The following is a 26548-nucleotide window of genomic DNA, read 5'->3' on the forward strand; positions in this document are numbered from 1 at the left end:
TTCATACCGTAGCCGCGCATGCTGGCTGGCGTTGAGGCTGTAGAAAAACCCCGAAATCTCCACCCCGGTTTGGTAGGATCAGGCAAACGGACAAGGAGTTGTTGGCATGCCCCGCTTCAAGCATTACAACTACGACCAGGACGCCATGGTCGTGATCAACTACCAGGAACAGCTTCAACCCGGCACCTTTGAATACGCGGTGCACTACCTGATCGAACATAAGCTAGACCTGTCAGTTTTCCATCCCAAATACCGCAACGAAGACACTGGCCGTTTGGCCTACGATCCGGCCATCCTGCTGAAGATCATTCTGTTTGCCTATTCCAAGGGCATCACCTCCAGCCGTGAGATGCAGTGGTGCTGCGAGACCAACATCATCTTCAAAGCCTTGTCCTGCGATACGGTTCCCCACTTCACCACCCTGGCGAAGTTCGTCAGCAGCCATGCCGAGGAAATCGAAGAGCTGTTCGAACAGGTACTGCTGGTGTGCCACGAACAGGGATTGCTGGGCAACGAACTCTTCGCTATCGACGGCTGCAAGATGTCCTCCAACGCCGCCAAAGAATGGTCGGGCACCTTTAAGGAACTGGGCGAAAAGCGAGAGAAACTGCGACGACTGATCCGCCACCACTTGAAGGAGCATTACGAACGGGACGAGGCGGAGACCGAAGCCGAACTGGATCGGGATATCCGTCGGGCAAACACCATCCTCTCGCTGGATGAAGCCATGAACAAAGTGGACCGCTTCCTAAAGACGAACCGCCCAAGGATGGGCCGTGGGAAGCGGAGCAAGGAAGTGAAGAGCAACCTGACTGACAACGAAAGTGCCAAGATGACCACCAGCAAAGGCACGATCCAGGGCTATAACGGCGTAGCCACGGTGGATAAGAAACACCAGATCGTCATCGACGCCCAGGCCTTCGGCGAAGGCCAGGAACACCACACCCTGCAACCGGTACTGGAAACCGTCGAATCCCGATTCCGGAAACTGGGCATCGCTGACAGTATTTACCAGCAAGGCACGGTCGTCACCGCCGACACCGGCTTCGCTAACGAAGCCAACATGAAGTACCTGCACGAACGACAGATCAACGGCTACGTGCCAGACAATCGGTTCCGCAGCCGGGATCCGAAGTTCCAGAACCAGAAAGACAAATACGGCAAGCGTCATCAGAATCTGCCGGATACAGGCTGGAAGCAGACCATCCCGGCCAGTGAGTTCCAGTTCGATCCGGTAACCATGACGTGCATCTGCCCGGCAGGTAATTCCATCAGCTACCAAGCCACACGCGAAGCCGAGAATGGCAAAATGCGGGTGCATTTCGAAGGGCGTTTGCTGCAATGCCGGCACTGCCCGAAGAAGCATCAGTGTATGCAGAACCCCGCGTCCGCCAACCATCGCAAAGGCTCCGGAAGACAGGTCTCGTTTACCATCGAAAACAAGCGCCTGCCAAACTACACCGACTGGATGAAACACCGGGTGGACAGTCCGCAGGGCAAGGAAATATACAGTCACCGGATGTCGGTGGTAGAGCCGGTATTTGGCAACATTGGTACCACGAAGCGACTGAACCGTTTCAGCTTGCGAGGCAAGAAGAAGGTGCAGGGCCAGTGGCAGCTGTACTGCCTGGTGCACAATATTGAGAAGTTAGCGAATTACGGGCGGTTAGCGGCGTAATGCCGAGGGTGGAAGGCCAGAAATGTGGCCGCTGAATGCTAGTAATACCGGCACTAAGACCGTCAACGGGCCGAAACTGATGGCTGAACATCGCAATGGCAATAATCGGCTAGCTGATGGCTGCGACAAAAATTTTAGGAACCAGGCGCTGGGAGCGACTCGCAATCGGGTTTTTCTACAGCCTCGTTATACGTAAAGGAGTACAAATGAATATCGTTACCCCACCGATTCTCGTCGGAGAAGATGAGGCATTCGAGCAAGATGTTCTTGGCCGAAGTAATTTTGGTCAATCTCTATTAAATTTAGTTTCTCAGTCAAGCGATGAGCTTGTTATCTCTCTGGATGGAAAGTGGGGTGAAGGAAAGACTACGTTTGTAAAAATGTGGCAAGGCATGCTTAACCAAGCGGAGATTCCTAGCATCTATATTGATGCATTTGCTAATGATTATATAGACGATGCATTTATTGCTGTTGCTAGTGCAATTACAACATATATTGAAGAGAATTCTGTAAACCCGGATGCTGAAAAGTCAAAGGAATTTAGTGAAAAGGCAAAGCACGTTGGGGTTCAATTGTTATCCTGGACTGCTAAAGTCGGAATTAAAGCAGCCACATTAGGTGCAATAAAGGATAGTGACATAGAAGAATTGAGAGATATTCAATCTGATGTTGCTAAAGGGTTGTCTACAGTCGTAGGAGACTTTGTCGGTGAAAGGCTAGCATCGCACAAGCAAGATGTAGAGCTGCTTCAATCATTTAAAAGCTTACTATCGGAGATGCCAAGCCTTCTTAGTCCAGAAGGCGATAAGCCTCTCGTAATAATTATCGATGAACTGGATCGATGTAAACCCACTTACGCCGTAGAGCTAATCGAAAAAGTTAAGCATCTATTTTCTGTAAAGAATGTGGTATTTGTGCTAGTCATGCATAAAAAGCAGCTTGAAGAAGCCGTTAAGTGTGTTTATGGAGCAAACATAGATGCGCACACCTATCTTCAAAAATTCATTAACATAGAAACTACGATCCCCAAGAAAATTGGAGACCGTCACGATAGCGACATCAAACAGTACAATAAAAGACTTTTCGCTTTACATGAAATAGAAACGTGGGGAGATGGCCGCAACCTAGTGGATTCTTTGGACGTGCTCGCAATACACTTTAATTTATCGTTGCGCCAACTTGAGCGGGTCTACACAAATCTGGCTGTTTTTTACGCATCTTCATCAGAGAATCAGCTTAGGCTTGTTCCAGTAATTTCTTTTCTGGCCGTTATAAAAGTAGTTGATCCATCCGTGTATGAAGCTCTTTTACATCAAAAAATAACCTACGAAGAGCTTTGCCAAAAGACTGGGCTATCTGAGCATGATCAAGAAGATCGAAATCTGAGAAGGCTGCAGTTTTTAACACTGTGGCTTAAGTTCTCGCTTATAACGGATGAGCAGTTTGAACAGCTGGATGAAAATGACCGAATAAGAGCCTTCGGCCAATCATTGTGGCAGTACAGTGTAGAACGAGAACGACTAATGCCTATATTTATCCAAAAATTAAGCATGTTTACTGTTTCATAGAAACGTATAACACATATGAGCCTTCTCCCGATCAATAGGTAATAGTCATTTTTTTGGCCGCGCCAGCGGCCAATTTAAATCCATGAACCAGAGCACCTATCTTCGCGAGTCTCGCAGGGCTGTCAGGTACTCACAGCAAACACATATAGGGGCTCTCTTACGTGGCTTTTGGCCACTGCCTGATCAGTCGTTCCCTCGGTGGATCAGGGGCACCAGACATTCATCGGTTAACCGGTCACTGGCACTATTCAAGCGACGGGCTGCATGGCTCCAGTTAGGGTCAGGCTCAGCACCGGTGCAAGTACACTGGTTCATGGTATTAAAGGCACGCCCACGGGGTGGCTAATCAAGGCGGCTGGTTTCAACTTCGGTGATAGAAAACCGGTTTGGTATCGGGTACCAGTCAGCGGACTTCCCGTTTTCATTCATCTTCCTGTTTGATCCAGTTAGACGTCATGCTCACCCCGTGGCGTGACTAACCCTTCAGGAAACGTTGTTCATCGAACACCCTCTGATGCTTGAGCATGAAGTAGGCGGCCCGGCCCAGCTTGTGGGCCAGTGCAGACAAGGCCTTGGCCTTGTTCATGCGTTTCTGGAGTTTCTTTAGATAGCGTTGGGCTTTGATTTCTTTGTGAAGTCGTACCTCGCCGGATTGATCGATGATGCAGACCTACAGGCTGCGTGCGTGGAGGTCGACTCCACAGTAGTGACGGTGAGTGCTATTGTAGAAATTCATGAGTCTTCTCCCTTGTAAAGCTTGGTCGCCTTCCAGCTTAGCGGTCCGCCGCTAGGCTGGGGAGAAGGCTCAATCAGTATCAAGGTGCTACACGCGGACAAATTATTCGCTACGCTCCTAATTTACCGGTGAGCAAAACGTTAAATGTTAGAGGGAGCTATGTCAGAGATAGCCAAAACCCCTGAGCCACCATATTACGCTGTCATTTTCAGCAGTCACCGCACCGAAGGGGACAATGGTTACGGGGAAATGGCTGATCGCATGGTGGAGTTGGCAGCTTCCCAGCCCGGATTTCTGGGAATGGAATCCGTGCGGGAAGGATTAGGTATCACGGTGTCTTACTGGGAGAGCCTGGAGTCCATCGCCAGCTGGAAGAAGAATGCCGAGCATTGCGAAGCCCAGCGGCTCGGCCATCAAAAATGGTACTCAGAGTTTCGAGTGCGGGTGGCAAAGGTGGAGCGCGAGTATGGCATTTAACCAGTCATTCAAGTTTGTTCCCGGCCTGGCGGCCGTCCACCGGACGCCCCTGACGGGCCGCCGCTTAGCTTCGCGTGTGTGCCGGGCATGGCACAGAACTAGGGAGGTGAAAGTCCTCCTGCCAGGTGTTCGCAGAGCCGAAGGCTAGGAGAAGGGCAAGGGCGTCATCGCGAGGTGGGGTCCGGAGGAAGCCCAATCCAAAGCGGCGGGGCGACGAACAGGAACCCGATACGAGGTGTGGTACATCCGGGGCGAGCGGGCACGCGCAAAAACCGGGACAGACTTATTTTGTGCATACTGGTTTTTGCCGTGGGCTGGCTTTGTCGAACATGGTCTTCAGCAATCTGTTAGGGCTTCTGGTTTTTGGCGTTATCAGCCCATTTCGAAAAATATCTATTAAAAAAGAGCTATCAAACAACCATGACGAGAAAGACATTAGGTTTAACCGGAAGACGAAAAAAAGACCCTAAACCGGTGGCTACGGAAGCCGAAGCTATGGTTGAGGTTGAAGGTGAGGCTGATCCACAAAAACGTTTTTTAAACGGTGTGGTTATCAATCCAACGCCGGGGATTCGCTTGGAGTTAGGTTCAGAAAAACTCACGGTGCGTGCGATGGATTTGATCACGCCGATTGGAATGGGGCAGCGAGGTTTGATAGTTGCACCGCCGGGGTCCGGAAAATCGACGATTTTAAAAGATATTTGCCAGGCGGTGGGAAAGGCGTATCCCGACATTAAACTTTACGCGTTATTGATAGATGAGCGACCCGAGGAGGTCACTGATTTCAAGCGTAGCGTCCCGGCTGAGGTACACGCTTCTTCTTCGGATGAAAGCTATGCTCATCACGTTCGCGTTGCCAATGAGCTTCTTGATATTGCCCGCCAACAGGCTGGCGCGGGTCACAACGTCATGATTGTGATTGATTCTCTCACGAGGCTTTCGCGTGTGCATAATGCGGAGCGAAAGAGCAGCGGTCGTACTATGTCTGGCGGGATTGATGCTCGAGCGATGGAGATCCCGCGGAGGTTGTTTGGCGCTGCACGAAACCTTGAGAATGGCGGCTCGCTTACCATTTTGGCAACCGTTTTGGTTGATACCGGCAGCCGTATGGACCAGGTTATATTTGAGGAATTTAAGGGCACGGGGAACATGGAGCTGGTTTTATCAAGAGACGTTGCGAATCAGCGAATCTTCCCCGCGCTGGACATTTCGAAAAGCAGTACACGCCGTGAAGAGCTGCTGTTAGATCCAAAAGATTTAGACAAAATAAGAGCATTGCGCCGGGCGCTTGGCGGTCTCAAACCGCTAGAGGGCACAAAAAAGCTGGTTGAGCTGCTTGAGAAGTACCCCACAAATGCCGAGCTTCTGAAAAACATCCCCGGCACGCCCATCAGTTGAATCCGAAAACAGAAACCGGGACAGATTTATTTATGGCCTGAAATAGTTCTGTCCCGGTTTTCGGGTGATGAAAGCGGTGGTGACCACTGGTAACGGCGGGTACGAACGGCTCGACTACCGCGATGTCCCCATCCCTTTCCCGGGGCCTCGGGGCCGATATGCGTCGTCTGACGCGATTGCCGGGGCTCGGCATGAGTGGTGACGAGAGGCTAACAGCGTTCTGTGGAAGCTGCCCGGTTGCTCTCGGGCTCGTCTGATGTGAGGCCGGAGGAAACCTGATTGCGACCCCGAATCTTGGCCTGGTAGAGCTCTTCATCGGCCGCTGCAATCGCCTCGTCCAAGGTGACGCTCTTCGAGTGGCGGCTGGCTACACCAACACTGATGGTGCATCGAATGACTTTGCCTTGATCACTAACGGCCAGTTGCTCAATGTTGTTGCGGAAACGTTCGGCTACGATAACAGCTTCCGCCGGGTCGGTTTCTGGCAGCAACAGGATGAACTCCTCACCACCCCAGCGCGCGAGGAGATCGCCGTGGCGACGGGAGCGATCCAGCTCATCGGCAATTTTCTTCAATATCCTGTCGCCTACGGCATGGCCATGTCGGTCGTTGATACTCTTGAAATGGTCGATATCAATCATCGCCACACCGATGTTCCGGTGGTTGCGTGCGACCAGGCTCCAGAGTGATTCGGCGACAGGCAGAAAACCGCGCCGGTTGTTCAGGCCGGTCAGCAGATCAATCTGGGCGGTTCGTTCGGCTTCCACCCGGGCATCCACATTTTTACGAACGAGATCGGCCAGGGCCAGCATCAACAGCATGGCATCCACCACCATGCCGAGGTCCACAGCGTAATAGCCAACCTGGGTATAGGTAACGGTACCGGTTACCGTCAAAGCCGTGATCGTGGCACCCACTGCGGAAGCCAGGGTGCCCAGCATGAAATAGCGCGCGGACTTGTTGCCCCTCGTCCAGCTCGACACTCCCATGTAAAGCATCAGCACACTGAATACCGGTACCACCAGGAATGCCAGGCGCAGTGCCAGGCCCTGCTCGTTGAGCATGAAACAGATCCCAAAGAGGGCAAAATAGGTTATGCACAGGGTTTGGGTGGCTCTGTGAAGCCATGGCCGGTGGCGTCGGGTGTTTAGAAAGTTCGTCGCAAATGCCAGGCCGGAGCTGGTGAAACACAGCATCAGTAGAGGGGGCGCCCACTGCTGCCAAACGACCGCCTCGGGCCAGAGCAGGGTCATTGCGATCCCATTGTAGGACGCAGTCATGGCCACAAAACTGCCCGTATAGAGCGAGTAGTAGAGATAACGCCGCTGCCTGAGGCTGACGAACAACATCAGGGTATAGGCCGACAGCGCGAACATTATGCCGTAGACGAAACTGTAGAATGCCGTTTGTGACTGCTCGCGGCTATGGCTGGTGGCAATGCTGGAAAAATAGAACGGCACTTTCAAAGGGTCCGCTGTTTCAACTCGCAGCAACAGACGTGTCTCGCCGGGTGGAAACGGGTAATCGGCACTGGGCAGGCGTTTGGCCAGGGAGCGTTCATTCAGCGCGATACGATCGCCGGCAACAAAGTGTTGTAGTAGTCCGTCTTCAGCCACCAGGAAAAAATCGACCTGTTCCAGCCAGCCGGTTCCGACAGACACACGCCGCACGATACGGCTGTCGGTCGGATTGATAACGTTGGCTATCAGCCAAACCGTACCGGAGTTGATGCCATTGGCTAATACACTGGTTTCAGGGCGTTGCAGGATATCGGGATTAGCGCGAATCAGTGACTGAACATCCCCAACGGAGAGCGCTTGCTCTTGTTCAACCAGAAAAGCCATTCGGTCGACGATGGAATCCTGACGGTCCGTTTGGGCGTCGATAACCGGAACGAAACCAGCGTTGGGAGCGGATTCAGCCAGAGCATGCGTCGTCAGACTTAGAATGGTCAGGAGGAAAATGAAGAGGCCATGCGGTCGCACGATGCAATCTACCGAGTAACGTCGAATTGTCTAGAATATAGGCAAATCCACAGCATGTCATATTCGCTATTGGTATTTGCCGGGGTGCGGGGAACACAGGGACGCCGGACATCGCTTGCCTGCGCCCATATGCCGTCGCAGGTTCTGAAATTTCCGACGGTACTGAGTCGGTGTCGTTCCCACACGCTGTAAAAACTTCCGGCCGAAAAAGCCGGCATCCTGGTAGCCGACGGCCTCGGCCACGGCTTCAATAGGCATGTCTGAGGTTTCCAGTATCTGTTTTGATTCCTCCAATCGCAACGTCAGTACATATTCAATGGGCGTCATGCCGGTCGCCTGTTTGAAACGACGCTTGAATGAGCGCTCGCTCAGGCCGCTTAATGCCATCATATTGGCAACAGGTGAGGGTTGATCGTAGTGTTCAGCCGCCCAGACCTGGCACTTGGCAATAATCGCATCTTCCGCCTTACGCCCACACGAGAGAACGGCATAGGGTTGTTGCCCAACTTCATGCCAGTCAATCAAATGCACCTTTGCAACATGAATTGCTTCTTCCACACCACAGAACCGGGCGATCAGGTACAGACCCAGATCCATCCAGGAAGTACCACCGCCTGCCATGATTAAACGCTGCTCTTCTCCCGATGTCACCAGAGCGCGATTGGGATGCAGCCTGACCTTCGGATAACGGCGGCTCACGAAATCGCAAAAACCCCAGTGGGTGGTCGCGTCCTGATCATCCAGCAGACCGGCTTCTGCCAGCAGCAATGCGCCGGTGCAGGCCGCCGCGATTATCCCGCCCTTACGCCAATAGTGCTGCAGCCAGTCTATCTCCTCCGACATGCCAATCGCGAAATCGCTGTGTGGCGCAATCGCGATTTCCAGTACGCAGACCGCATCGGGATGGAAATCGGCATCGAGAGAACGGTGCGGCATGATCCAGCCGTTGTTGGCCACCTGCATCGGTTCTCCGCTGGTCGAAACAATCGTGGGTCTGATGAGGGGAGTGCCTGGTTGCCCCTGAGTGATCAATCCCCAGTCACGCCCTGCCGAACACAGCAGGTCGTTCATGCCATAGACGGTGGATGACGTGGTTTCCGCCACAGTGAGAATGGCAATTTCCATTGGCCGGTCGGTCAGGGGTGAAGCCATAGGCGTGCTCTTCCCTCGCAATGCATGCATCCGGGCCAATCCACGTTTCTGAGTTGTCAGCTTCAGGACAGCCCTCCCTAAAGAAAGATTAGCCGCAAACCCGTCCCAACGTCCTCCCTCGGTACATGCTTTTTGGCAGATTTGGCTGTTTTTGGGTGTTTTTCACTTAAGGCGACCGGGCTGGTCCGCCATAGCATGGATCGTGAACACCCAACAACTGGATTGACCCATGAACGCTATTGAACCAACCAACACTCACACTCTTGCTTCCGAGCAGGAAACTTTCGCCGAGACGCTCGTAACCATGCTCAACCACGGGGCAACCGTGGCCATGATCTCGCTGGGCCACCGGCTGGGACTCTTCGATATTCTGGCGGAACTGCCTCCGGCCAGCAGCGAGAACATTGCAAAGCTGGCTGGGCTGGATGAGCGCTATGTCCGGGAATGGCTGGCTGTCATGACCACCGCGAGGATTGTGATCTACAACGCCGTCCCCGGCCATTACCAGCTTCCGGAGGCGCACGCCGCTTGCCTGACCCGAAAGGCGACCCCGGGCAATGTGGCCGTGAATGCCCAGTTTGTGCCTTTGATCGCCAGGATGGAGGACGCCCTGATTGATTGTTTCCGCCATGGCGGCGGCCTGCCTTATCACGTTTATCCCTGTTTCCACCAGGTGATGAGTGAAGACAGCGGGCAAACCGTTGTGGCGGCACTGCATGATCACATACTGCCGCTGGTGCCTGATCTGCTGCGTCGCCTGGACGACGGCATTGATGTGCTGGATGCGGGCTGCGGAGCCGGGCGGGCATTGTTGACTCTGGCCGAATGCTTTCCCAGCAGCCGTTTCACGGGCTACGACCTGTGTTCCGCTGCATTCGAGAACACCGCACGGGAGGCGGCAGAGCGAGGTCTGACCAACCTGACATTCGAAGCGCGGGATCTGCGGGATTTCCATGAGCCCGGGCACTATGACCTGATCACGTCCTTCGATGCCGTGCATGACCAGGCCGATCCGCAGGCCCTGTTGGCAGGGATCGCGACGGCGTTGCGACCGGGCGGTGTTTACCTGATGCAGGACATCGCCGGTTCCAGCTTTCTGCAAAACAATCTGGATCATCCGCTGGGGCCGTTGCTCTACAGCATTTCCTGCGCCCACTGTACGCCGGTTTCACTCTATCAGGGCGGTCCGGGGCTGGGCACCATGTGGGGTGAGGAATTGGCGACTGTCATGCTGAAGCGGGCCGGCTTTGAGGATATATGCGCCCACCGGCTGGAACACGATCCCTTCAATGTCTACTTCGTTGCCCGCCGGGAGGACGTCGGCCCGACACCTGAAGAGAACCGAAATACAGGGCTATAAAGCCCCGACCGGGAGGAATACCACCATGAAACGCCTGTTCTTTTCTATCTATGCGCTGATCTGCTATGCCGTCGGACTGGGTTCTCTGCTCTATTTCATGCTGTTTCTGCAGAACCTGTGGGTGCCCAAAACGGTCGACGTGGGGACGGCTTTTTCCATCGACTACGGACTCGAGGTTAATCTGGCCGGGCTGATCCTCTATCTGACGGTTCATTCCGTGATGGCCCGGCCAGGTTTCAAGCGCTGGTGGGCCCACATTGTCCCCCCTGTACTGGAGCGGAGCACGTACATCCTGATTTCCGGCGGTACGCTGTTGTTGTTCCTGCTGGCCTGGCAGCCCATGACCACATCGGTCTGGACCATTGAAAACGTCTACGCCGCCGTTGCCCTGTACGCGCTGTATGCGCTGGGTTGGAGCATGATGGTGTTGGCGACTTTCAATATTGACCATTTCGACTTTTTTGGCGTGCGTCAGGTCTGGACCTGGGCGCTGCGTCGGGCCCCCCGACCTGCGGCGTTCACCGCGCGTTACCTCTACGGCGTGACCCGACATCCCATCAGTCTGGGTTGGCTGATTGTCCTGTATGCAACACCGCAGATGACGGCCGGACACCTGACCATGGCGTTGATCTGCACGCTCTATATCGCCGCCGTGACCCCCATAGAAGAGGCCGATCTTCTGCGGGAACTGGGCGAGCCGTACCGGGCTTACCGGAAGCGGGTAAGGGCTTTCCTGCCGGTGCCGCGCCGTCCGGAATGACGTAAAGCCACCGTTGCTAAAGACCGGCGGTCGAAGCGACCTGCCAGTCTGGGGAGGATTCCATGCAAGGCAATCAAAGCAATGTTTTATCGCGACAACAGGTCACCATTATCGGTGCCGGCACGTCGGGGCTCTCACTGGCTTACTTCCTGAAGCGGCGTAATATCTCGCCGGTGATTCTGGAAGCTGCTGATACGGCGGGAAGCTCATGGAGCCGCCGGCATAAGCAGTTGCGGTTGAACACCCATCGCCGTCGATCCGCGCTCCCTGGTCAGCCGCTGCCAAGACGGCTCGGGACCTTTGTTCACCGGGATGATTATTTAGAGTACGTGAAGCGTTACGCCAACTGGCTGGTGAATAGACACGGTATTGAAATCCGCTACGGTGCGGCTGTCCGGCGCATTTGGTCGAGTTCACCGACGGTTCAAATCTGGTCTGCGATACCGTGATTTTCGCTACTGGATACCGCACGGGGCTGCCAGCATTACTGGACTCCGCGCCTGTCCTGGATGAGCGTGGTCGACCCAAAGTGGATGCGCCGGATGCTGACGAGCGATATCCGGGCCTGTGGTTCTTCGGCATGCGCCCCAGGTTGGAAGGCAATATCTACGCAAGGGTAAAAGAGGCCCGGCAGTTGGCCGGAGCACTGGCAAGGCGGCGAGGTCATGCAGGCCCCTGAGCGGGAAAACAATTTTTCCGGCTCAGCCATCACTGCGAAATCTCAAGCCTATGGTTTGTTGCGAGTTTGTTTCCGGTCATGAAGAGGGCACGTTGGCGTATGACTGGTATGTGGCTGAGGATAAGGCCAGCGGTAAGCTGTTTGAAGTCTACCGGGATAGGGATGCCTTCGAAACACATTTGTTGGGGCCGGTTTTCACGGAGATCGGCCCTAAATTCAAAAATGCCGTTACGTGGCTTTATATCGATTCTTTCGGTCCACTCCCAGAGGTCTTTTACGACATTCTGGGGGCGCTGCCCAATCGGAACTGGCCCGGTTAGGTTTTTCTGGCCAGGACCGTTAGCACCGGCATGGAAAACTCCACCCGACCACTTTCATTCCGGGCTGAACCTGCGCCTGCCTTGTCAGCTTGGGCCCCCACTGACCAAACAACGCAGGCACAAACCGGGAGTGGTAAATTTCAGCGGCTCTGTGTTTTTTTCATGGCAACCGAGGTGGCCTTTGCCAAAGGCGTGCCGGAAGGGCGGTATTTTCGGGATTTGATCCTGCCGTCTACAGAACAGATCATTTCATACCACATAGTCGTGAAAGTGCCAGAGCATAACCAGTTGGTAGCCGTTGCATGATGATTCGCCTGGGGGAGTTACTGTTCATTGAAGTGCTCAGACACTACCTATTGGATTGCAGAGATAAACACAATGCCTGGATACAAGGCTTAGCTGATCCATTGGTCGCCAAAACCCTGTCGTTATTGCATGGCCGTATCGCGGAAGATTGGACACTGGAAAAACTGGCCGCTGAATCAGGGAGCTCCCGGTCTACCATTGCAGAGCACTTCCATGCGCTGATTGGCGTGCCTCCAATGCAGTATCTGACCCTCTGGCGCATGCAGTCGGCGGCGCGTATGTTGCGAGAAGAACAGGAGAAAATCCTGTCTATTGCAAGGGAGGTTGGTAATGCAACAATATTTTCTTACTTCGGATATACTAAAGTGTTGACGTTGGCGAATAAGCCAACTCTTTACCGGGAGAATACAATGAGTAAGAAAGCCACAAAAGACAACAACATTACTACTGCCACCATTGAGGAGCAAACGGCTGCTTTCTTAAAGTCTGGCGGAGCTATTGAGTATGTGGGCAAGGGTAAAAGTGGACAAATCGCCTCTGCAGGTTCAAAGCAGATTAACCTGAAAAGTAGCTGATGAGTTCGGTGTCTGGTACCGAAACACTTAACAATTTTTGAAATGACATCTTCCGCTTCATTGAACTTTGGGGGTGGCTTCGCCACCGTACCCAAAAACCTACTGCGTAAAAAGCCCTCTGTATATAGCAGGCACTTCCATTCCACATTAATGCCGGTAACTGCTACGTTTTAGGCTAAGGAGCCTCCCCGCCCCGCTTGATTACCATTCAGCCGAGGATGAACCGGGGGTGGCAAATTGGGGCGCCCTGCCAGACAGGGAGCCATTTCGTACACACCAGGTATGGGGAGTGCCATGAATTACGACTTTCTGGATGAAAGCGGACAGATTCTTCGTGAGGCAGGCCGTCTCGGTAAAATTGATCCCAATGTGATCGAGTTTCTCGCGGCACCAGGGCGAGTGGTGACGTTTCGTATTCCGATGAAAATGGACGATGGCAGCTTCCGGGTGTTTGATGCCCATCGCGTCCGCTACAACGATGCGCTCGGGCCGAGCCGCGATGGGACGCGCATTTCTACGGATCTGGACCTTGATGAGGTGAAATCCCTCGCCCTGATCATGTCGATCAAACACGCGGCCGGGCGAATCCCCGCCGGTGGTGGCAAGGGGGGAATCGTGGCCGACCCCCGTGAATTAAGTGATCGGGAATTCGAGTCACTTTGCCGCGCCTATATCCGCAACCTGCGCCCGAGAGGGCGGGCGTACGATGTCCCCGGCGCGGATATCGGCACCGATCTGCAAACCATGAGCTGGATGCTGGACGAATACGAGTCGGTCACCGGTTACCATGAACCGGCTGCCGTCAATGACAAGCCACCCATCCTGGGCGGGTCGCTCGGCGGCTATGAAGCCACCGGGAGTGGGGTCTTTGATGTGTTCAGGGAGGCTGCGGAGCAGGCCGACTTCGACATCGAGAACGCCCGTGTGGCTATACAGGGATTTGGCCAGGTCGGGTCGGTGGCGGCGACCATGTTCTACGAAGCCGGCTGTGATGTTGTGGCGGTTTGCGATAGTCGTGGCGGCGTTTATTCAAGCGACGGGCTGGATATTCCGGCCTTGTTGGCGCACAAGAAATCCACGGGGAAAGTCTCGGACTTTGCCGGCAGCGAGCCGATTGTCAGCGAGAAGGTGCTCGAATGCGACTGCGACGTGCTGGTGCCGGCGTCGGTCCAGGGGGTGATTACTGCAGACAATGCGGACCGGATCCAGGCCCGGATGGTGGTGGAAGCAGCCAACGCTCCAACGACCATAAAAGCCGATGCGATGCTGCTGGAAAGAGGTGTAATCATCGTTCCGGATGTGTTGGCTAATGCCGGTAGCGTGCAGTTGTGTCAGATGGAACGCAGTCAGGGGCTCTCCGATAATTACTGGGATATCGATACCATTAACCACCTGCGGCAGAAGCGCCTGGCAAGGAGCTATCGGGAAGCCGTGACTACGGCGGCTGAACATCAATTAAAATCGGTCCGGTTGGGTGCGTGGATTAATGCGCTCAAACGCATTGAAGAGGCGATGCACCTGCGCGGCTGGTGTTAGGTGGGTATCGCCAGGTCAGCACCGCCGGTCGGTGAGCATTTCAGTTCCGGGTTTTCCCGGTCGATCAGCTCCAGTGCCACGGCGGCATTGCGCACCCGGTCCCGCATCATCTCTTTGTGGTAGCTGTCCGGGTTCCACGGCGCGTACAGGGTTTCCTCCGAGGGGCCGGGCTCGATCTTGAAATAACAGGGAGCCGCGATCCGGGCGATCTCTGCAGCCTCGTAGAAGCGGACGAAGCCTCCCATGGACTGGACCAGGCAAAGGTACACGTCCATCGGGATCTGGATACTGCTGCGGATCGCCGACAGCATCGGCAGGCTCAGATCGGCGAGGGGGTTGAACGTGTTGGCGCCCAATTGCTGGGCAACCAGGGCGCCTGCCGGGTTGGCCTGGCCGGCAAAGACCGAGAGCTTGAAGAGGACGTCCTGGGGAATGACGCCTTTTTGACGTAGCTGGTTGGCCAGCCACAGCACGCCTTCATCGGTGATCAGAAAACCCCGAAACCCGGCATTCATGCATCGTTCGATATCTTTCAACCAGTACCGAACGGCATCCATGCCACGCAGGCGCATGCCGGAGACCAGGCCCTCCGGTGTGGACATCTGGCGACCGGCGTCCCAGCTGCGGCGTGGGCCGGGTGTCATCACCACTTCGATCTTCTGTTCACGGGCCAGCTGTGCAAAATCCCGCAGCTCCGGCTGGGTGAGATACGTGGCGCCACCGACGGTCGCGATGATGCGATGTACCGGTACCTTCTGGCGCTCCGCCTCTTTGATCATCGCCTCGAGGGCGGAGACCCTCTCGACTCCGGATATTTCGATGCGGTAGTGGCCACCATCGGGGAAGCGTAGATCTGATGATGGCAGCTGATTGTTGTCATGGGCCGGGAGACCGAGTTCTTCGAGCGCCTGTTCCAGATTGTCCATCACTGCCTCTTGTTCTGAGTTGTTTGGGCTATCCTTCACTATTAGCACACAAGTCCAGAAAGGGTGTAACAAGGAGGTGTCCATGCCATTGAGTAGTGCCGAACTCATTGCAGATCCCATCGGTTGTTATCCACAAGCGACCGTGGCCTGTTTTGATCCAACTCGTGGCGACCTGCCACGTCGACAGCTGGATGAAACCCGGACCCGAACATTTCTTGAATGTCTGGCCGCTGCCGGGGCGCCCGCTGCGCTCATTGCTTCGTCCACCGGGCAGGGGCATCTGCGCACTGTGGATGAACTGGCAGCGTGGTTTCGTTGCGCCGCGGAGGCAAGCACCCGCGACATGCTGCTCATGGGGCTGTTGAGGCCGGAAGACGGCATCGATGCCAATCGACGGTTGCTGGACCTGCTGGCGGACCTTCATTATCCCGTGGTTTTTTTGCGCCCGGGGACCGACCTGCCCGGACAGGCCAGCGATGAGCAGGTGAGCGACAACCTGGCGCCGATCATTGCAGCGGCAGCTGAACGGGGCCTGGCCATCGGGCTGTATTCCATTTCCGATGTCAGTGGCCTGCCGCTCAGTGCCGAATCCGCGGCGAAAGTGCTCAGTTGCGAGGGTGGCGAGCACATCGTCGCCGTCAAAGTGACCGAGACCGATTACGATAAGAGCACAGCACGGTTCCTCGCTCACCCGGCGTTAAGTCGCCTGAAAATCGTTCAGGGCTGGGATCCCCACCTGAGTCGTGCCCTGCGTGATGGTCCGCGTTTCGATGTTGAGGGCAGGCAACGGGCCGGCATTACCTCGGGCCTGATGTCGCTGGCGGTGCATCAGTACCTGCATATTCTGGACGCTGTCGCGCGCGGAGACTGGGATGAAGTTGCGGCGGCGCAGCAGTCGACCGACGTCATATTTCGTGCAATGCAGGACGATCCCGGACATTTTGCCGACCTTCAGCGTGCCAAATTCATCATGGGCCTGGGGCACCCCTTGACCGGTCGGATCAGCGACGAGGAAGTCGAGCGTGTTTTTGATGCACTGGCGCATCTGTCCCGACACGGGGATCGCCAACGGATTGCCCGTAGCCTTGATTTGATGGGGGACGGACCGTTTCATGATCAACTCCGGCGTTTTCAGAACGGCAACACGGCAATCTCGTGCTAGCCTTACGGGACAGGCCACCATCCACGAATGCTTCTTGTGGAAGGAAATTGTCATGTTATGGAGCGTGGCTGAAACATCAGAGCGGACTTTTGTGGCTTGGCGGGCGGCCATCACCTTGCGTGTGCTTTTACTGTGGTTGCTGGTGGTTCCGGTGACGGCACCCCCTACCAGTGCGGAAATTCGGGAAGATCACCAGGCTGAACTGTCAGCTTTGGCTGGCACATTGAGCGACTGGATCCTCGGGCAAACCGAGTACTCGGACACTGACCTGCCTGGCATCCAGTTTAAAACCCAGGAGGGGCTGGAAGAGCTGTGTTTTCCGGGATTTTCCCATGATCTCCTGCCCAGCATTCGGGGTGCGTATGATGCCCGATCCGTGGTCGTTTATCTGAACACGGACTTTGATTTCGACAGCCTCCTGGATATCAGTTATCTCTTGCATGAGCTGGTGCATCATTTCCAGGTGCAAAATGTGCCCCGCCGCAGCCGGGACTCCAAGGGCGCCATGGAGGCCAGGGCACTCAGGATGCAGATGAAATGGTTGGAAGAGAATGGCGTCCCCGGTGCGATGACCGAACTGGGCGTCGATGAAACGACGCTCCGCATATTGGAAGCCTCGCCCCGATATCGGTCTGAAACAGGCACACGACAATCCGGACGCTGATTAATCATGAACGTACTCGAACTCAAGGTCCCACCCTTGTTGCTGGTCATATTGTTCGGCGGAGCCATGTGGGCAGTGTCTCGTCTCCTGCCAGCGGGTAATTTCGCCATTCCCACCCGACTCTGGCTCTCTGCTGCCGTTCTGGCTGTCGGGGCATGCATCGCTCTGCTGGGTGTTCTGGAGTTCAGGACTGCCGGTACGACTGTCGACCCTCGCACGCCGCATCAGTCAGACAGCCTGGTGGTAAAGGGTGTGTACCGTTACACCCGAAACCCGATGTACCTGGGTTTCTTGCTGATGCTTGTCGCCTGGGGACTTTTCCTGGGCAGTGTTTTTGCCGCCCTGCTGTTGCCGCTATTCATCATCTACATGAACCGCTTCCAGATCCTGCCTGAGGAACGGCACATGCGGGCATTGTTCGGGGAGGCCTACCTGCACTATATGTCTCAGGTCCGTCGGTGGCTTTAAGGTAGAGAAACTATGTGAAGTCGCGAGGAATCTTCAGGTCCCATTCGCGGGAAAAAATTCGTTTCTCACCTTCCCATGCATCCAGTTCCGCCCATACGTAAAAATTCTCTGTATCTGCCGTCAGTATGGTGTGTGTGCGCGTGTGAACGGACCAGTCACCCCGTTCAAAATGGCGTTCGGTTTTGGTCTCCCCCTTTGGCGAAGTGAAGTCGTCGTCCCGGTAGGTGTACCAGTTGCGTGTACAATCTGCGATTGTCATATCAATTTCGTCAATCCGGAACTCTCCAAGGTCCTGAATAACTTCCAGTATCGACAAATCCTCGGCCAGGTCCCGGTGCACCAGCCAGTTGTGATGGGAGGGTTCAAGTCGTGTGATACCGATTGGCGGGGTGCCCTCCGGCGGCTCAAAACTTATGGCGGTATCTGTGTCGCTTATAGGTCGCACCGGTAGCTCCAGAAGGGAATTGCCGGAGCGAACAGTGAGTCGCACTGCTTCCGGGGGCGGCCATGCCAGCGCCCAATAGGAGGTGGAGATACTAAGGCGAAGCCGATGCCCCCGGGGGAATACCTGGGCGACATGATTCATTGGTATCCGAACCTGGAAGAACTCGCCGGGCACGAGTGCTTCTGGTCGGTCACTCCCCTGGCGGTGATTGAGATTCATAAGGCCGTAGGTCACCCGTGTAATCTTGTCATCCGGGGCTGCGTCAGACAGTCGTACGGCTACCATGGCTACCGGCTGGTTGCTGGCCACCTGTAGCTCCACTACCGGCGCGCCCAGAATTTCCAGGTCTTCTGTGAGCGGAGCACTCTCGAAAACCAACGCACCACCATCTTCCTCGCGCTGATCGTGAGGCAGGTCCGGGGCGGCAGTGTACGAACACCATTTGCCGGCAAACAGGCCCACACTGAGTGGCGACTGGATGGGCATGTCCACCTTCTCGCCTTTCTCACTCTGTCCTTTTTCCTCAACCAGCTGCCAGGGACCGAGCCTGAATTGGCGCGCGGTGATGCGTGGCGAGGGCCAGTTTGGCTCCGCAACCCAGCGGCCGGGCCGCTCACTATAGGATGTGGTGGGCGGTACACTGTCCTGCATCCAGGCGCGCAGCATGGGTTCGGCCATGATTCCGGTGTCGTGGCCTTTCAGCCAATGGTCCCACCAGCGTAACGTTTCCTGTAGAAAGCCGATCGCCGGGCCCGGAATGCCCTGATGTGGATACTTGTGTCCCCAGGGGCCGATCAGCCCCTGGCGCGGAACGTCAAGGTGCTCAAGCAACCGGAAAATGGCATTGGTATAGCCGTCCGCCCAGCCGCCGACGGCCATAACCGGACACTGGATGGCAGTGTAATCCTCGCAGACGGATCCATGGTGCCAGTATGGGTCGCGACGCTGGTGCCGTAACCAGGTATTCAGCCAAAGGCCGCTGCCCTCCAGTCGTTCCAGCCACATGTCGCGCCAGCGCTCGCCCACAATTTCAGGGTCAGGCGGGCAGCTGTTCACTGAGAACATTGTTGTCGACTCGGAAAGATTGTCGGTCAGCAAGCAACCGCCCATGTAGTGCATATTGTCCGTGTACAGGTCATCGGTAGAGCAGGCAGTGACGATGGCTTTCAAGGCTTCCGATCGCCGTGCCGCAATCTGCAGTGCGTTAAAGCCGCCCCAGGAAATGCCCATCATGCCGACATTGCCGTCGCACCAGGGTTGTTCGGCAATCCAGTGGATCGCCTGTAGTCCGTCATCCAGCTCTTGTTCCCGGTACTGGTCAATCATAACGCCATCCGAGTCGCCACTACCCCGCAAGTCGACCCGCACGCAGGCGTAACCGTGCCCAGCCAGGTAGGGGTGGGTAATGGCGTCCCGGGCGCGTGTCAGGTCCCGTTTGCGATAGGGGATATATTCTACGATGGCTGGTACCGGGTGATGCCAGGCCGATAGTGGCCGCCATAGGCGCGCTGCCAACCGACTGCCATCAGCCAGAGGAATCCAGACGTTTTCAACCGTTTCGATTCTGTGGGGCAGGGAATCGGGATGCACTGTGGTAAGGCTCATGCTGACGCCTCCTCATCCACAGGTTCAAGTTCGAAGGGTAACAATTCCACGGCCCGATGATATTTTTCCAGCATCTCGTGGGTAGTCTGTGCGGCGACATGCACCTCTGCCAATACATAGCTATAGGCATCCTGATCGATTAGCGATGACAGTCGCTGGCCTTTTTTCAGTTTGAGGATGACATCCGTATCAGACTGTTCCTTCAGTAAAAGGTCCAGATCCTTTTTGGTCGGCACCCGGATTGCTACTGCGTCATCCTGGGTATAATGCCGCAGCAAAAATTTGGCGGCATGTTTATATGGCCCCTTGCCTTCAACAAAGTGTGGCTCATCGCCGACCGCCACATGCACGGCAATCTCGTGATTCGACATGCCGTCAACTTTTTCGAACTGGTAAGAGTGGGACTGGGAGATGCGTGGATTGATCTCAATGATCTGAAGTTTGTCGGTGTCCCTGTCCCAGAAAAACTCCATGTTGAAACAGCCATTATCGAACCCGATATGTTGCAGTACGCGCTCGGCCACATCGATGGCACGTTGCTGTACCCGCTTAGGGGCCTTTGAAGGGTATTCGTAGCGCAGGAAACTCTTGTGATTGTGATCGCGCACCATATCGATCATGCCGTGAACACGATAACGGCCATGCTGAATGCTTCCCTCCGGCGCAATTTCAAGGCCGTGGATCAGTTCCTCGGCGATCAGATAATTGCCACTGATACCGGCGATTGCCTTGGGCAGCCGGGCTTTGGCAAGAATCGCATTGAACGGGTCGCCCAGCCGGTGAATGCGCTCACGTACGATGCCTATGGCCCGGTGAAAATCCCCTGCATCATTGATGCGAAAGCCCAGTAGTGAGCCGTAGCCTTTGACCGGTTTGATCCAGAAGGGATAGTCCAGCGTCACCTTGCTGAGGGCGTCATCGTCAAAGGGGTCGAAAGCGCAGAAGTCGGGCGTGTTTTCGGGAGCAGCCTGGCGTTGTTCGGTACGGCTCCAGTATTTGTGTGAACACTTGAGAATGGCCTCAAGAGAAGGGCATGGCAGATTAAATTCCTGACACAGAATCGCCGTTATTGACGTGGCGGGGAAATCCCAGTGGCAGACCATCCCGTCGATGGAACCATCAAAATTGCGCAGGATGCCACGGGCCTTGTCCAGCATTTCTTCAATGTCGTATTTCTGCTGGTAAACGATTTCTTCTGATCTGAGTAGCGGGAGAAAATTAAAGCTGCAGGCATCCGGAATTTGTAGCAGGTCTGCTCCATGACGTTCATCGAAGCCGACGACGAAAATATTTTTAATGTTGTCATTTCTGGTCATTCGCTGCTGCCCCTCATTTTCAAGCAAAAATCACCTGCTTGCGAGAGCCTTACGGAAGTCTGACCATCAAAGCTAAGCGGGTTGTCGGGCCTGAATGCCTGTAGCATGCGTTATCAGGTTTGCATCATTAAAAATATAGATCAAGATTGGCGTCAATGGCATTTATCTTGACCCAGCTTATATAGTCCAACTTGTAGCGTTCTGCTTCAGTTGGTCAGCTGGTGGACTTAGCTACCTCCAGGCTCCAATTATGAATGTGGATAAAGCAAAAAAGCGTATCGCAAAGCAGGTCAGGAAAGGCTTTAACGGCTATCCCCTGATTTCGCTGGAATACTTTGGCAAGACGCCAGATTTTGCAACGGAAGTCATTATTTCATTCACTATGGAAGAGAACGCAGAACCACAGCAACAAAAGTTTGTGAGTGAAAACGACGCTCGAGAGGACGAGACAATCCAGTCGACGCTGGTGAAGATTATTGAACGAGCGGATGCCAAAACTGTGGCTGAAATCGAGGGTGTGTCTCTCCTCAAGGAATAGTGGTCCGAGAGTTTGGAAGTCTCCTGTCAAAAGATCTATTTTTACAGGAAGGAGGGTCGGGTGATGAGTCAGAACCATGTTCAGGAAGCGGATACCAGTTTGCCGGACCACAGCGTAGATATCCGGGTAGGTCGGGCATTGCTTGAGGCCACCAAGCCCTACGTTGAAGAATCTTCCGCAAAATCCTGGTGGTACGTCGGATCTACCTTTGGTTTGATGATTGCCGCTCTGACCGCCGCCGGGGTGGTGCCGTGGTGGCCCTTGCGTCTGGTATTTTCGGTGCTGGGTGCCCTGCTGATGGTTCGGGCCTTCATCACTTTCCACGATTATTTGCACGGCGCGATTCTTAAAGATTCCCGAATGGCTTACTGGCTCTTTCATGCCTATGGCGCTGTGGCCCTGACGCCAACCCGCTCCTGGCTTGCCAGTCACAATTATCACCACGGCCATACGGGGCAGATTACGGCCGCCAGTGTGGGCGCTTTCCCGCTCATAACCGCTCGCATGTGGCAGTCATCGACCCGATGGCAGCGTTTTGCCTACCGCGCCCAGCGGCATCCACTGGTGGTGCTGTTGAGCTACCCTATTGTTTTCGGTATTAACATTACGTTGATACCTTTGTTGAAGGACCCCGGCAAACACATCGACTCCCTGATCGCACTCCTGAGCCATTTCGGGTTAATTGCATTGTTGTGGGCGGCAGGCGGGTTCAGTCTGGTCTTTTTTGTCATTCTGCTGCCCATGACCCTGGCTTCAGCGATGGGGTGTTATCTGTTCTTCGCCCAGCATAGTTTCCGGCGCATGCAGATCGCTTCGCCCGAAGCGTGGACCTATTATCGGGCGGCGATGGAGTCTTCAAGTTTCATGCGGATGAACCCGGTGATGCAGTGGTTCACCGGGAATATCGGCTACCACCATATTCACCATCTTAATGTCCGGATCCCCTTCTACCGCTTGCCCGAAGTGATGGCTGCGGTTCCTGAACTGCAGGCACCGTTAACGACAACGCTGGCCCCAAGAGACATTATGGATTGTTTCCGGTGCGCTCTTTGGGACGAAAAAAAACAACGAATGGTGTCCTATCGGGAGGCTCGCCAACCATAGGTGCCTGATCGTCCGGTCTTTCCGGGGCGCTTGAATTCCACAACTGTTATGGAGCATGCCCGCGATAACGCCGGGCTGAAGCCTGGCGCACCACTTTTGGCTAAGTCAGGCCGCCTGTACCGCTACCCGCGTGCCGTTGAACGCCGCATTTCCGGTCAGTGCATCAATGCGCTGCGAATCGGTTACGTCGTTCATGCTCACCCCCGGTTGCCCCTCTGCGACCGACATGGCGGTGTCGGCACGGTTATGGCCCCAGCCCTGAGGGATGCTGATCACCCCTTCGAACATATCGTCGTTGATTTCTACGGGCAGCTGGATTTGGCCGGTCGGTGAGGCAACCACGGCCGTTTGTCCGTCCTCCAGGCCCAGTTTTTCCGCATCGGCGGAATGCATCTGCATGGTGCACGGATTTTTGCCTTTGACCAGGCGATGGGAATTCTGGGTCCAGGTGTTGTGGCTTCGCGGCAGCCGGCGGCTGATCATGGAGAACGGGTAGTCGGTGTTCTGGTTCAGTTGCAGCAGGCCCGAGTCATCCAGGCGTTTCAGATCGTCCAGGTATAGTTGGGGTGCAATCCGGATCATGCCGTCTTCGGTCTGGATGCGTTGCTCCAGGCAGGGCTGCAACGGCCCAAGATCAACGCCGTGGGGAGTAGCCTTCAGCTTCTCCAGGCTCATACCGTGTTTGCCATAGGCGCCGTGCCTGAGGCCAAGGTCCAACATCGCCTCGGGTGTTACTCCGTCGTCTTCCAGCCCGGTCAGGTGCAGGGCCAGATCCCGCAGAATCTCCCAGTCGTGTTTCTGGTCAGGCGTTTTCTCGAACATTGGCTCCGAGAATTTGGCGGTGTTGCGTACGGCAAAAGAGTTGAAGAAGACATCGAAATGGGACACCTCCAGGCCGGTGGTGGCCGGCAGGATGATGTCGGCATGGCGGGTGGTTTCGTTCAGGTAGATGTCCACCGCCACCATGAACTCCAGTGAATCAAACGCTTCCTCCAGGCGAACCCCACCAGGCGCGGAGAGCGCCGGATTACCGGCGATAGTAATCATCGCCCGGATCTGGCCTTCGCCCGGCGTGAGGATTTCATCAGCCAGGGCGGCGACCGGGAACTCATTGTTGAAGTAGGGCAGTTTTCTGACCCGGGATTCATAACGGCCATAGGAGCTGGGCTTGCCCTTTTTATCCCGCACCAGATCGAACGCTGGCTGCGGGAACATGGCACCACCCCGGCGATCGAAGTTGCCGGTGAGGATGTTCAGCACGTTGTTCAGCCACTGGCAGAGGCCCCCGAAAGACTGGGTGGAAGCTCCCATACGGCTGTAGCAAACGGCGCTTTTGGCGGCGGCCATCTCACGCGCCAGCTTCCGAATGGCAGTAGCTGACATGCCGCAGGCCTCAGCCACGGTTTCCGGCGCATAGGGTTTAACAGCGTCGGCCAGCAGGTCCAGGCCATCAATCCGGGACTCCAGGTGGCCAAGGGTCACCAACTGTTCGTCAAACAGGGCGTGCACCAGCGCGAGCATGAACAGGGCGTCGGTCTCGGGGCGGATGAACAGGTGCTGGTCGGCCTTTTTCGCAGTTTCGGTGCGGCGGGGGTCGACCACCACTACCTTGCCACCCCTTTGCTGAATCGCCTTCAGGCGTTTGCCGACGCCCGGGGCCGTCATCAGGCTGCCGTTGGAAACAATCGGGTTGGCTCCGATGATCAGCATGAAATCGGTGTGGTCGATGTCCGGGATGGGGATCAGCATGCCGGCGCCGAGCATGTAATTGGACGCCACATGGTGAGGCAACTGATCGGCGGACGCGGAGCTGTAGCGGTTGTTGGTGCCCAGGGCCTTGAAGAACCGGGGCAGCATAATGGCATTGCCGAAGTTGTGGGCGTTCGGGTTGCCCAGATAAACACCGACCGCATTCTGCCCGTGTTCCTGCTGGATGCCACGAAAGCGGGAGGCAATTTCCTCGAACGCCTGCCTCCAACTCATTTCCTGCCAGCCATTGGCGGTGCGCCTGAGCGGTGTCTTCAGGCGATCCGGATCGCTGTAAAAATCCTGCAGGGCCACCGCCTTGGGACAGATATGACCACGACTGAACGGATCGTCCTGATCCCCTTTGATCGACAAGATCTCTCCGCCCTGGTGCCTGATTTCGAGGCCGCACATGGCTTCGCAGATGTTGCAGGTCCGGTAGTGGGTCTTGGTGTCGCTCATATCAAAAGGCTCGGTCGTGGTGTTGTCGTTATTGGACTTCCGAGTGTGGCATAAGTGGGCGAAAAATCAGACAGTCATAATTGACACAAATTTGGTTGTTATCGCCACCGTCCGAGAGTTGAGCGACAGTTATCGGGGTGACGCTCCCCTCATGCAAATGGCATACAGGCCCCCAAAGAGGGCGCCATAGACATGGGCATGTATGAGAATCGGGCTGTTGATAAATTCCGCGAGGCCCGGTTCGGCGCCCCGAACCAGTTCTATGACCAGCTTGATTGCCACGATTAATAGTGTGGCCAGTGAGAGCATTGGGTTTTGGCGTCGGGATAGAAGCGCGCCAGCGACCAGAAACCCATGGAGAACACCTGAAAACCCGGCATACCAGCCAATATCCGGATGAAGCACGAACAGCGAGAGCGTCACCCCCAGTGAGATCAGGCCTGTCAGGAGATACCCCGTGAATCCAGCCAATGCCTGATGGAATAGCCACCAGGCCAGGGCGAGCGACATCAGGTTCAGCAAAAGGTGCTGGAAGCTCAGGTGAACCCAGTGAGCCGTCGCCAGCCTCCAGATTTGCCCGGACTGAATATCAAAGCGTTGGTACATCAGCAGCTCGGCTGCCGGCTCCCCCAGCACCCAAACCAGTAAGAGACTGGCGCTGAGCAGCAGAGGGAGGCCCCAGTATCGGCCAAAGGTTTTGAATCTATTCAAGCGATCCGGCATCTCTGCGCATCCAGACTGATCTACGAGCGATCCGCAGGGCTGCGACGCTGATATTGATTAAACTGCACCAACTGCCTGGACGGTTCAAGTACCTTCTGCAATTCGCTGTTTAGGCGCTGCGAAACTGCAAGCATTAATTGGCCTATTGACATAACATTAAACGAGCACCATTGAGAACTGGCAGTGGTATCCGGCAGGGGCTAACGGTTTTCGCTGTTGCCGGGAAACTCGGTTTGATGACAAGGAAGGAAGTACGCAATGCGCATCCATTATCTGTTGGTCCCAGCCCTCTTTCTCTCTCTACCTGCAATCGCGGATGAAGTAATTTCCGACGATTTGATCGTTAATAATGAAAGTCTTTGCGTCGGTGTCGACTGCGTTCCGGACGCAGACTTCGGTTTTGACACGCTTGCCCTCAAATCCCCCACACCCCAGATTGTCTTTCAGGACACCAGCAACTCCTCGGCTTTTCCGACCGAGGACTGGATGGTTGGTATTACCGACGGTGGTTCCGCAACACAGACGTCCTTTTTTATCAGGAACCTGACCCAGGGCCTGGACGCATTGGTTATTTCGGCCGACGGTGACGTGGCATTGGGAGCGGGCGCAGAAATCGTCGCGGACTCGGTGTCGGTTGGCGATCTCGGCAGTGAGCGTCGAGTCAGTCATGTCGCTGACGCAGTTGATGACACGGATGCCGTCACGTTGGCTCAGTTCAATGTATTCAAAGCAAGTGCCACGGGTTCTGTTTCGACGGAAGTGGATGCACTGGATAGTCGGGTAGCGGAGCTGGAAGGTCGGTTAGCAGACCTGGTTGACCGCCTTGAGGCCGTCGCGGCCAAGGTCCAGTAGTCTCAGC

General features: G+C 55.4%; 25 protein-coding genes and 1 pseudogene. 18 read left to right on the forward strand and 8 right to left on the reverse strand.

From position 1 onward, the window contains the following. Positions 1-106: 106 nt before the first annotated feature. Both BKP64_RS15535 and BKP64_RS15540 read left to right on the forward strand, forming a co-directional pair. Positions 107-1678, forward strand: coding sequence for a transposase (locus tag BKP64_RS15535; RefSeq protein ID WP_070968112.1), 1572 nt, complete (start codon positions 107-109; stop codon positions 1676-1678). 206 nt (positions 1679-1884) lie between these two features. Beyond that, positions 1885-3246: a KAP family P-loop NTPase fold protein gene (locus BKP64_RS15540; RefSeq protein WP_070972139.1), complete on the forward strand. Its 1362-nt coding sequence runs from the start codon at positions 1885-1887 to the stop codon at positions 3244-3246. A 475-nt stretch (positions 3247-3721) separates the two neighbouring features. On the opposite strand, the pseudogene BKP64_RS19245 reads toward BKP64_RS15540, so the two are convergent. Beyond that, positions 3722-3868 (reverse strand): annotated as a pseudogene (locus BKP64_RS19245) (IS110 family transposase); the annotation flags it as partial. Positions 3869-4141: 273 nt separating this feature from the next. Here BKP64_RS19245 and BKP64_RS15545 point away from each other — a divergent pair. Both BKP64_RS15545 and rho read left to right on the forward strand, forming a co-directional pair. Then, positions 4142-4459 carry an antibiotic biosynthesis monooxygenase family protein gene (locus tag BKP64_RS15545; protein ID WP_070972142.1) on the forward strand — a complete coding sequence of 106 codons (318 nt, stop codon included), beginning with the start codon at positions 4142-4144 and terminating at the stop codon, positions 4457-4459. Positions 4460-4822: 363 nt separating this feature from the next. Beyond that, entirely contained in the window at positions 4823-5857 is a 1035-nt protein-coding gene (gene rho, locus BKP64_RS15550; protein WP_227515433.1) for a transcription termination factor Rho, read from the forward strand. Between the two features lie 209 nt (positions 5858-6066). Here the strand turns inward: rho and BKP64_RS15555 are convergent, their stop codons facing one another. Beyond that, complete coding sequence (locus BKP64_RS15555; protein WP_070972148.1) at positions 6067-7842, reverse strand: diguanylate cyclase; 1776 nt, start codon at positions 7840-7842, stop codon at positions 6067-6069. 66 nt (positions 7843-7908) lie between these two features. Further along, positions 7909-8994 carry a GlxA family transcriptional regulator gene (locus tag BKP64_RS15560; RefSeq protein WP_070972151.1) on the reverse strand — a complete coding sequence of 362 codons (1086 nt, stop codon included), beginning with the start codon at positions 8992-8994 and terminating at the stop codon, positions 7909-7911. A 229-nt stretch (positions 8995-9223) separates the two neighbouring features. On the opposite strand from BKP64_RS15560, the gene BKP64_RS15565 reads away from it, so the two are divergent. The 8 genes from BKP64_RS15565 to BKP64_RS15595 all read left to right on the forward strand — a co-directional run bounded on the left by BKP64_RS15565 (position 9224) and on the right by BKP64_RS15595 (position 14530). Continuing rightward, the gene (locus BKP64_RS15565; protein WP_070972154.1) at positions 9224-10354 is read left to right on the forward strand and encodes a class I SAM-dependent methyltransferase; all 1131 of its coding nucleotides are present in this window, start codon (positions 9224-9226) and stop codon (positions 10352-10354) included. Between the two features lie 25 nt (positions 10355-10379). Continuing rightward, positions 10380-11114, forward strand: coding sequence for a methyltransferase family protein (locus BKP64_RS15570; RefSeq protein WP_070972157.1), 735 nt, complete (start codon positions 10380-10382; stop codon positions 11112-11114). 62 nt (positions 11115-11176) lie between these two features. Beyond that, positions 11177-11563, forward strand: coding sequence for an FAD-dependent oxidoreductase (locus tag BKP64_RS19190; RefSeq protein WP_083329237.1), 387 nt, complete (start codon positions 11177-11179; stop codon positions 11561-11563). Then, a complete protein-coding gene (locus BKP64_RS19340) occupies positions 11560-11793 on the forward strand; it encodes a hypothetical protein (RefSeq protein ID WP_157755432.1) in 234 nt (77 codons plus the stop codon). Before BKP64_RS19190 ends, BKP64_RS19340 begins: the two co-directional genes overlap by 4 nt. 50 nt (positions 11794-11843) lie before the next feature. Continuing rightward, complete coding sequence (locus BKP64_RS19775; RefSeq protein WP_070972162.1) at positions 11844-12113, forward strand: putative quinol monooxygenase; 270 nt, start codon at positions 11844-11846, stop codon at positions 12111-12113. 162 nt (positions 12114-12275) lie between these two features. Beyond that, on the forward strand, positions 12276-12419 hold the full coding sequence (locus BKP64_RS19345; RefSeq protein WP_157755433.1) for a hypothetical protein: 144 nt from the start codon (positions 12276-12278) through the stop codon (positions 12417-12419). Then, positions 12416-12994 carry a helix-turn-helix transcriptional regulator gene (locus BKP64_RS15590; RefSeq protein ID WP_070972168.1) on the forward strand — a complete coding sequence of 193 codons (579 nt, stop codon included), beginning with the start codon at positions 12416-12418 and terminating at the stop codon, positions 12992-12994. The genes BKP64_RS19345 and BKP64_RS15590 overlap by 4 nt, the downstream gene beginning before the upstream one ends. 294 nt (positions 12995-13288) lie before the next feature. Continuing rightward, the gene (locus BKP64_RS15595) at positions 13289-14530 is read left to right on the forward strand and encodes a Glu/Leu/Phe/Val family dehydrogenase (RefSeq protein WP_070972171.1); all 1242 of its coding nucleotides are present in this window, start codon (positions 13289-13291) and stop codon (positions 14528-14530) included. Here the strand turns inward: BKP64_RS15595 and BKP64_RS15600 are convergent. After that, complete coding sequence (locus tag BKP64_RS15600; RefSeq protein ID WP_198402622.1) at positions 14527-15564, reverse strand: hypothetical protein; 1038 nt, start codon at positions 15562-15564, stop codon at positions 14527-14529. The two genes, BKP64_RS15595 and BKP64_RS15600, sit on opposite strands and share 4 nt — an antisense overlap. Between BKP64_RS15600 and BKP64_RS15605 the strand changes: the two genes are divergently transcribed. Genes BKP64_RS15605 through BKP64_RS15615 form a run of 3 tightly spaced genes read left to right on the forward strand, consistent with a single transcriptional unit; the run spans position 15539 to position 17750 of the window. Continuing rightward, positions 15539-16618: a beta/alpha barrel domain-containing protein gene (locus tag BKP64_RS15605; protein ID WP_070972177.1), complete on the forward strand. Its 1080-nt coding sequence runs from the start codon at positions 15539-15541 to the stop codon at positions 16616-16618. The two genes, BKP64_RS15600 and BKP64_RS15605, sit on opposite strands and share 26 nt — an antisense overlap. Positions 16619-16670: 52 nt before the next feature. Beyond that, positions 16671-17282: a DUF6647 family protein gene (locus tag BKP64_RS15610; RefSeq protein ID WP_070972180.1), complete on the forward strand. Its 612-nt coding sequence runs from the start codon at positions 16671-16673 to the stop codon at positions 17280-17282. A 6-nt stretch (positions 17283-17288) separates the two neighbouring features. After that, positions 17289-17750, forward strand: a complete 462-nt coding sequence (locus BKP64_RS15615; protein WP_070972182.1) for a methyltransferase family protein — start codon at positions 17289-17291, stop codon at positions 17748-17750. Between the two features lie 10 nt (positions 17751-17760). Here the strand turns inward: BKP64_RS15615 and BKP64_RS15620 are convergent, their stop codons facing one another. Both BKP64_RS15620 and BKP64_RS15625 read right to left on the reverse strand, forming a co-directional pair. Further along, positions 17761-19800, reverse strand: coding sequence for a CocE/NonD family hydrolase (locus BKP64_RS15620; protein ID WP_070972184.1), 2040 nt, complete (start codon positions 19798-19800; stop codon positions 17761-17763). Beyond that, positions 19797-21116 (reverse strand): ATP-grasp domain-containing protein, encoded by a 1320-nt coding sequence (locus tag BKP64_RS15625; protein WP_070972186.1) that lies wholly within the window; start codon positions 21114-21116, stop codon positions 19797-19799. Before BKP64_RS15625 ends, BKP64_RS15620 begins: the two co-directional genes overlap by 4 nt. Before the next feature lie 250 nt (positions 21117-21366). Between BKP64_RS15625 and BKP64_RS15630 the strand changes: the two genes are divergently transcribed. Beyond that, positions 21367-21654, forward strand: coding sequence for a hypothetical protein (locus BKP64_RS15630; RefSeq protein ID WP_070972189.1), 288 nt, complete (start codon positions 21367-21369; stop codon positions 21652-21654). A 63-nt stretch (positions 21655-21717) separates the two neighbouring features. Further along, on the forward strand, positions 21718-22758 hold the full coding sequence (locus BKP64_RS15635) for a fatty acid desaturase family protein (RefSeq protein WP_083329238.1): 1041 nt from the start codon (positions 21718-21720) through the stop codon (positions 22756-22758). Positions 22759-22863: 105 nt separating this feature from the next. Here BKP64_RS15635 and BKP64_RS15640 read toward each other — a convergent pair whose 3' ends face one another. Together BKP64_RS15640 and rrtA are read right to left on the reverse strand one after the other, a co-directional pair. Continuing rightward, positions 22864-24966 carry a molybdopterin-dependent oxidoreductase gene (locus tag BKP64_RS15640; RefSeq protein WP_070972192.1) on the reverse strand — a complete coding sequence of 701 codons (2103 nt, stop codon included), beginning with the start codon at positions 24964-24966 and terminating at the stop codon, positions 22864-22866. 129 nt (positions 24967-25095) lie between these two features. Further along, positions 25096-25677, reverse strand: coding sequence for a rhombosortase (rrtA, locus tag BKP64_RS15645; protein ID WP_157755434.1), 582 nt, complete (start codon positions 25675-25677; stop codon positions 25096-25098). Positions 25678-25947: 270 nt separating this feature from the next. Between rrtA and BKP64_RS15650 the strand changes: the two genes are divergently transcribed. Beyond that, on the forward strand, positions 25948-26541 hold the full coding sequence (locus tag BKP64_RS15650; protein ID WP_070972198.1) for a hypothetical protein: 594 nt from the start codon (positions 25948-25950) through the stop codon (positions 26539-26541). Positions 26542-26548 lie beyond the last annotated feature (7 nt).

The sequence above is a fragment of the Marinobacter salinus genome (assembly GCF_001854125.1).
Taxonomy (GTDB): domain Bacteria; phylum Pseudomonadota; class Gammaproteobacteria; order Pseudomonadales; family Oleiphilaceae; genus Marinobacter; species Marinobacter salinus.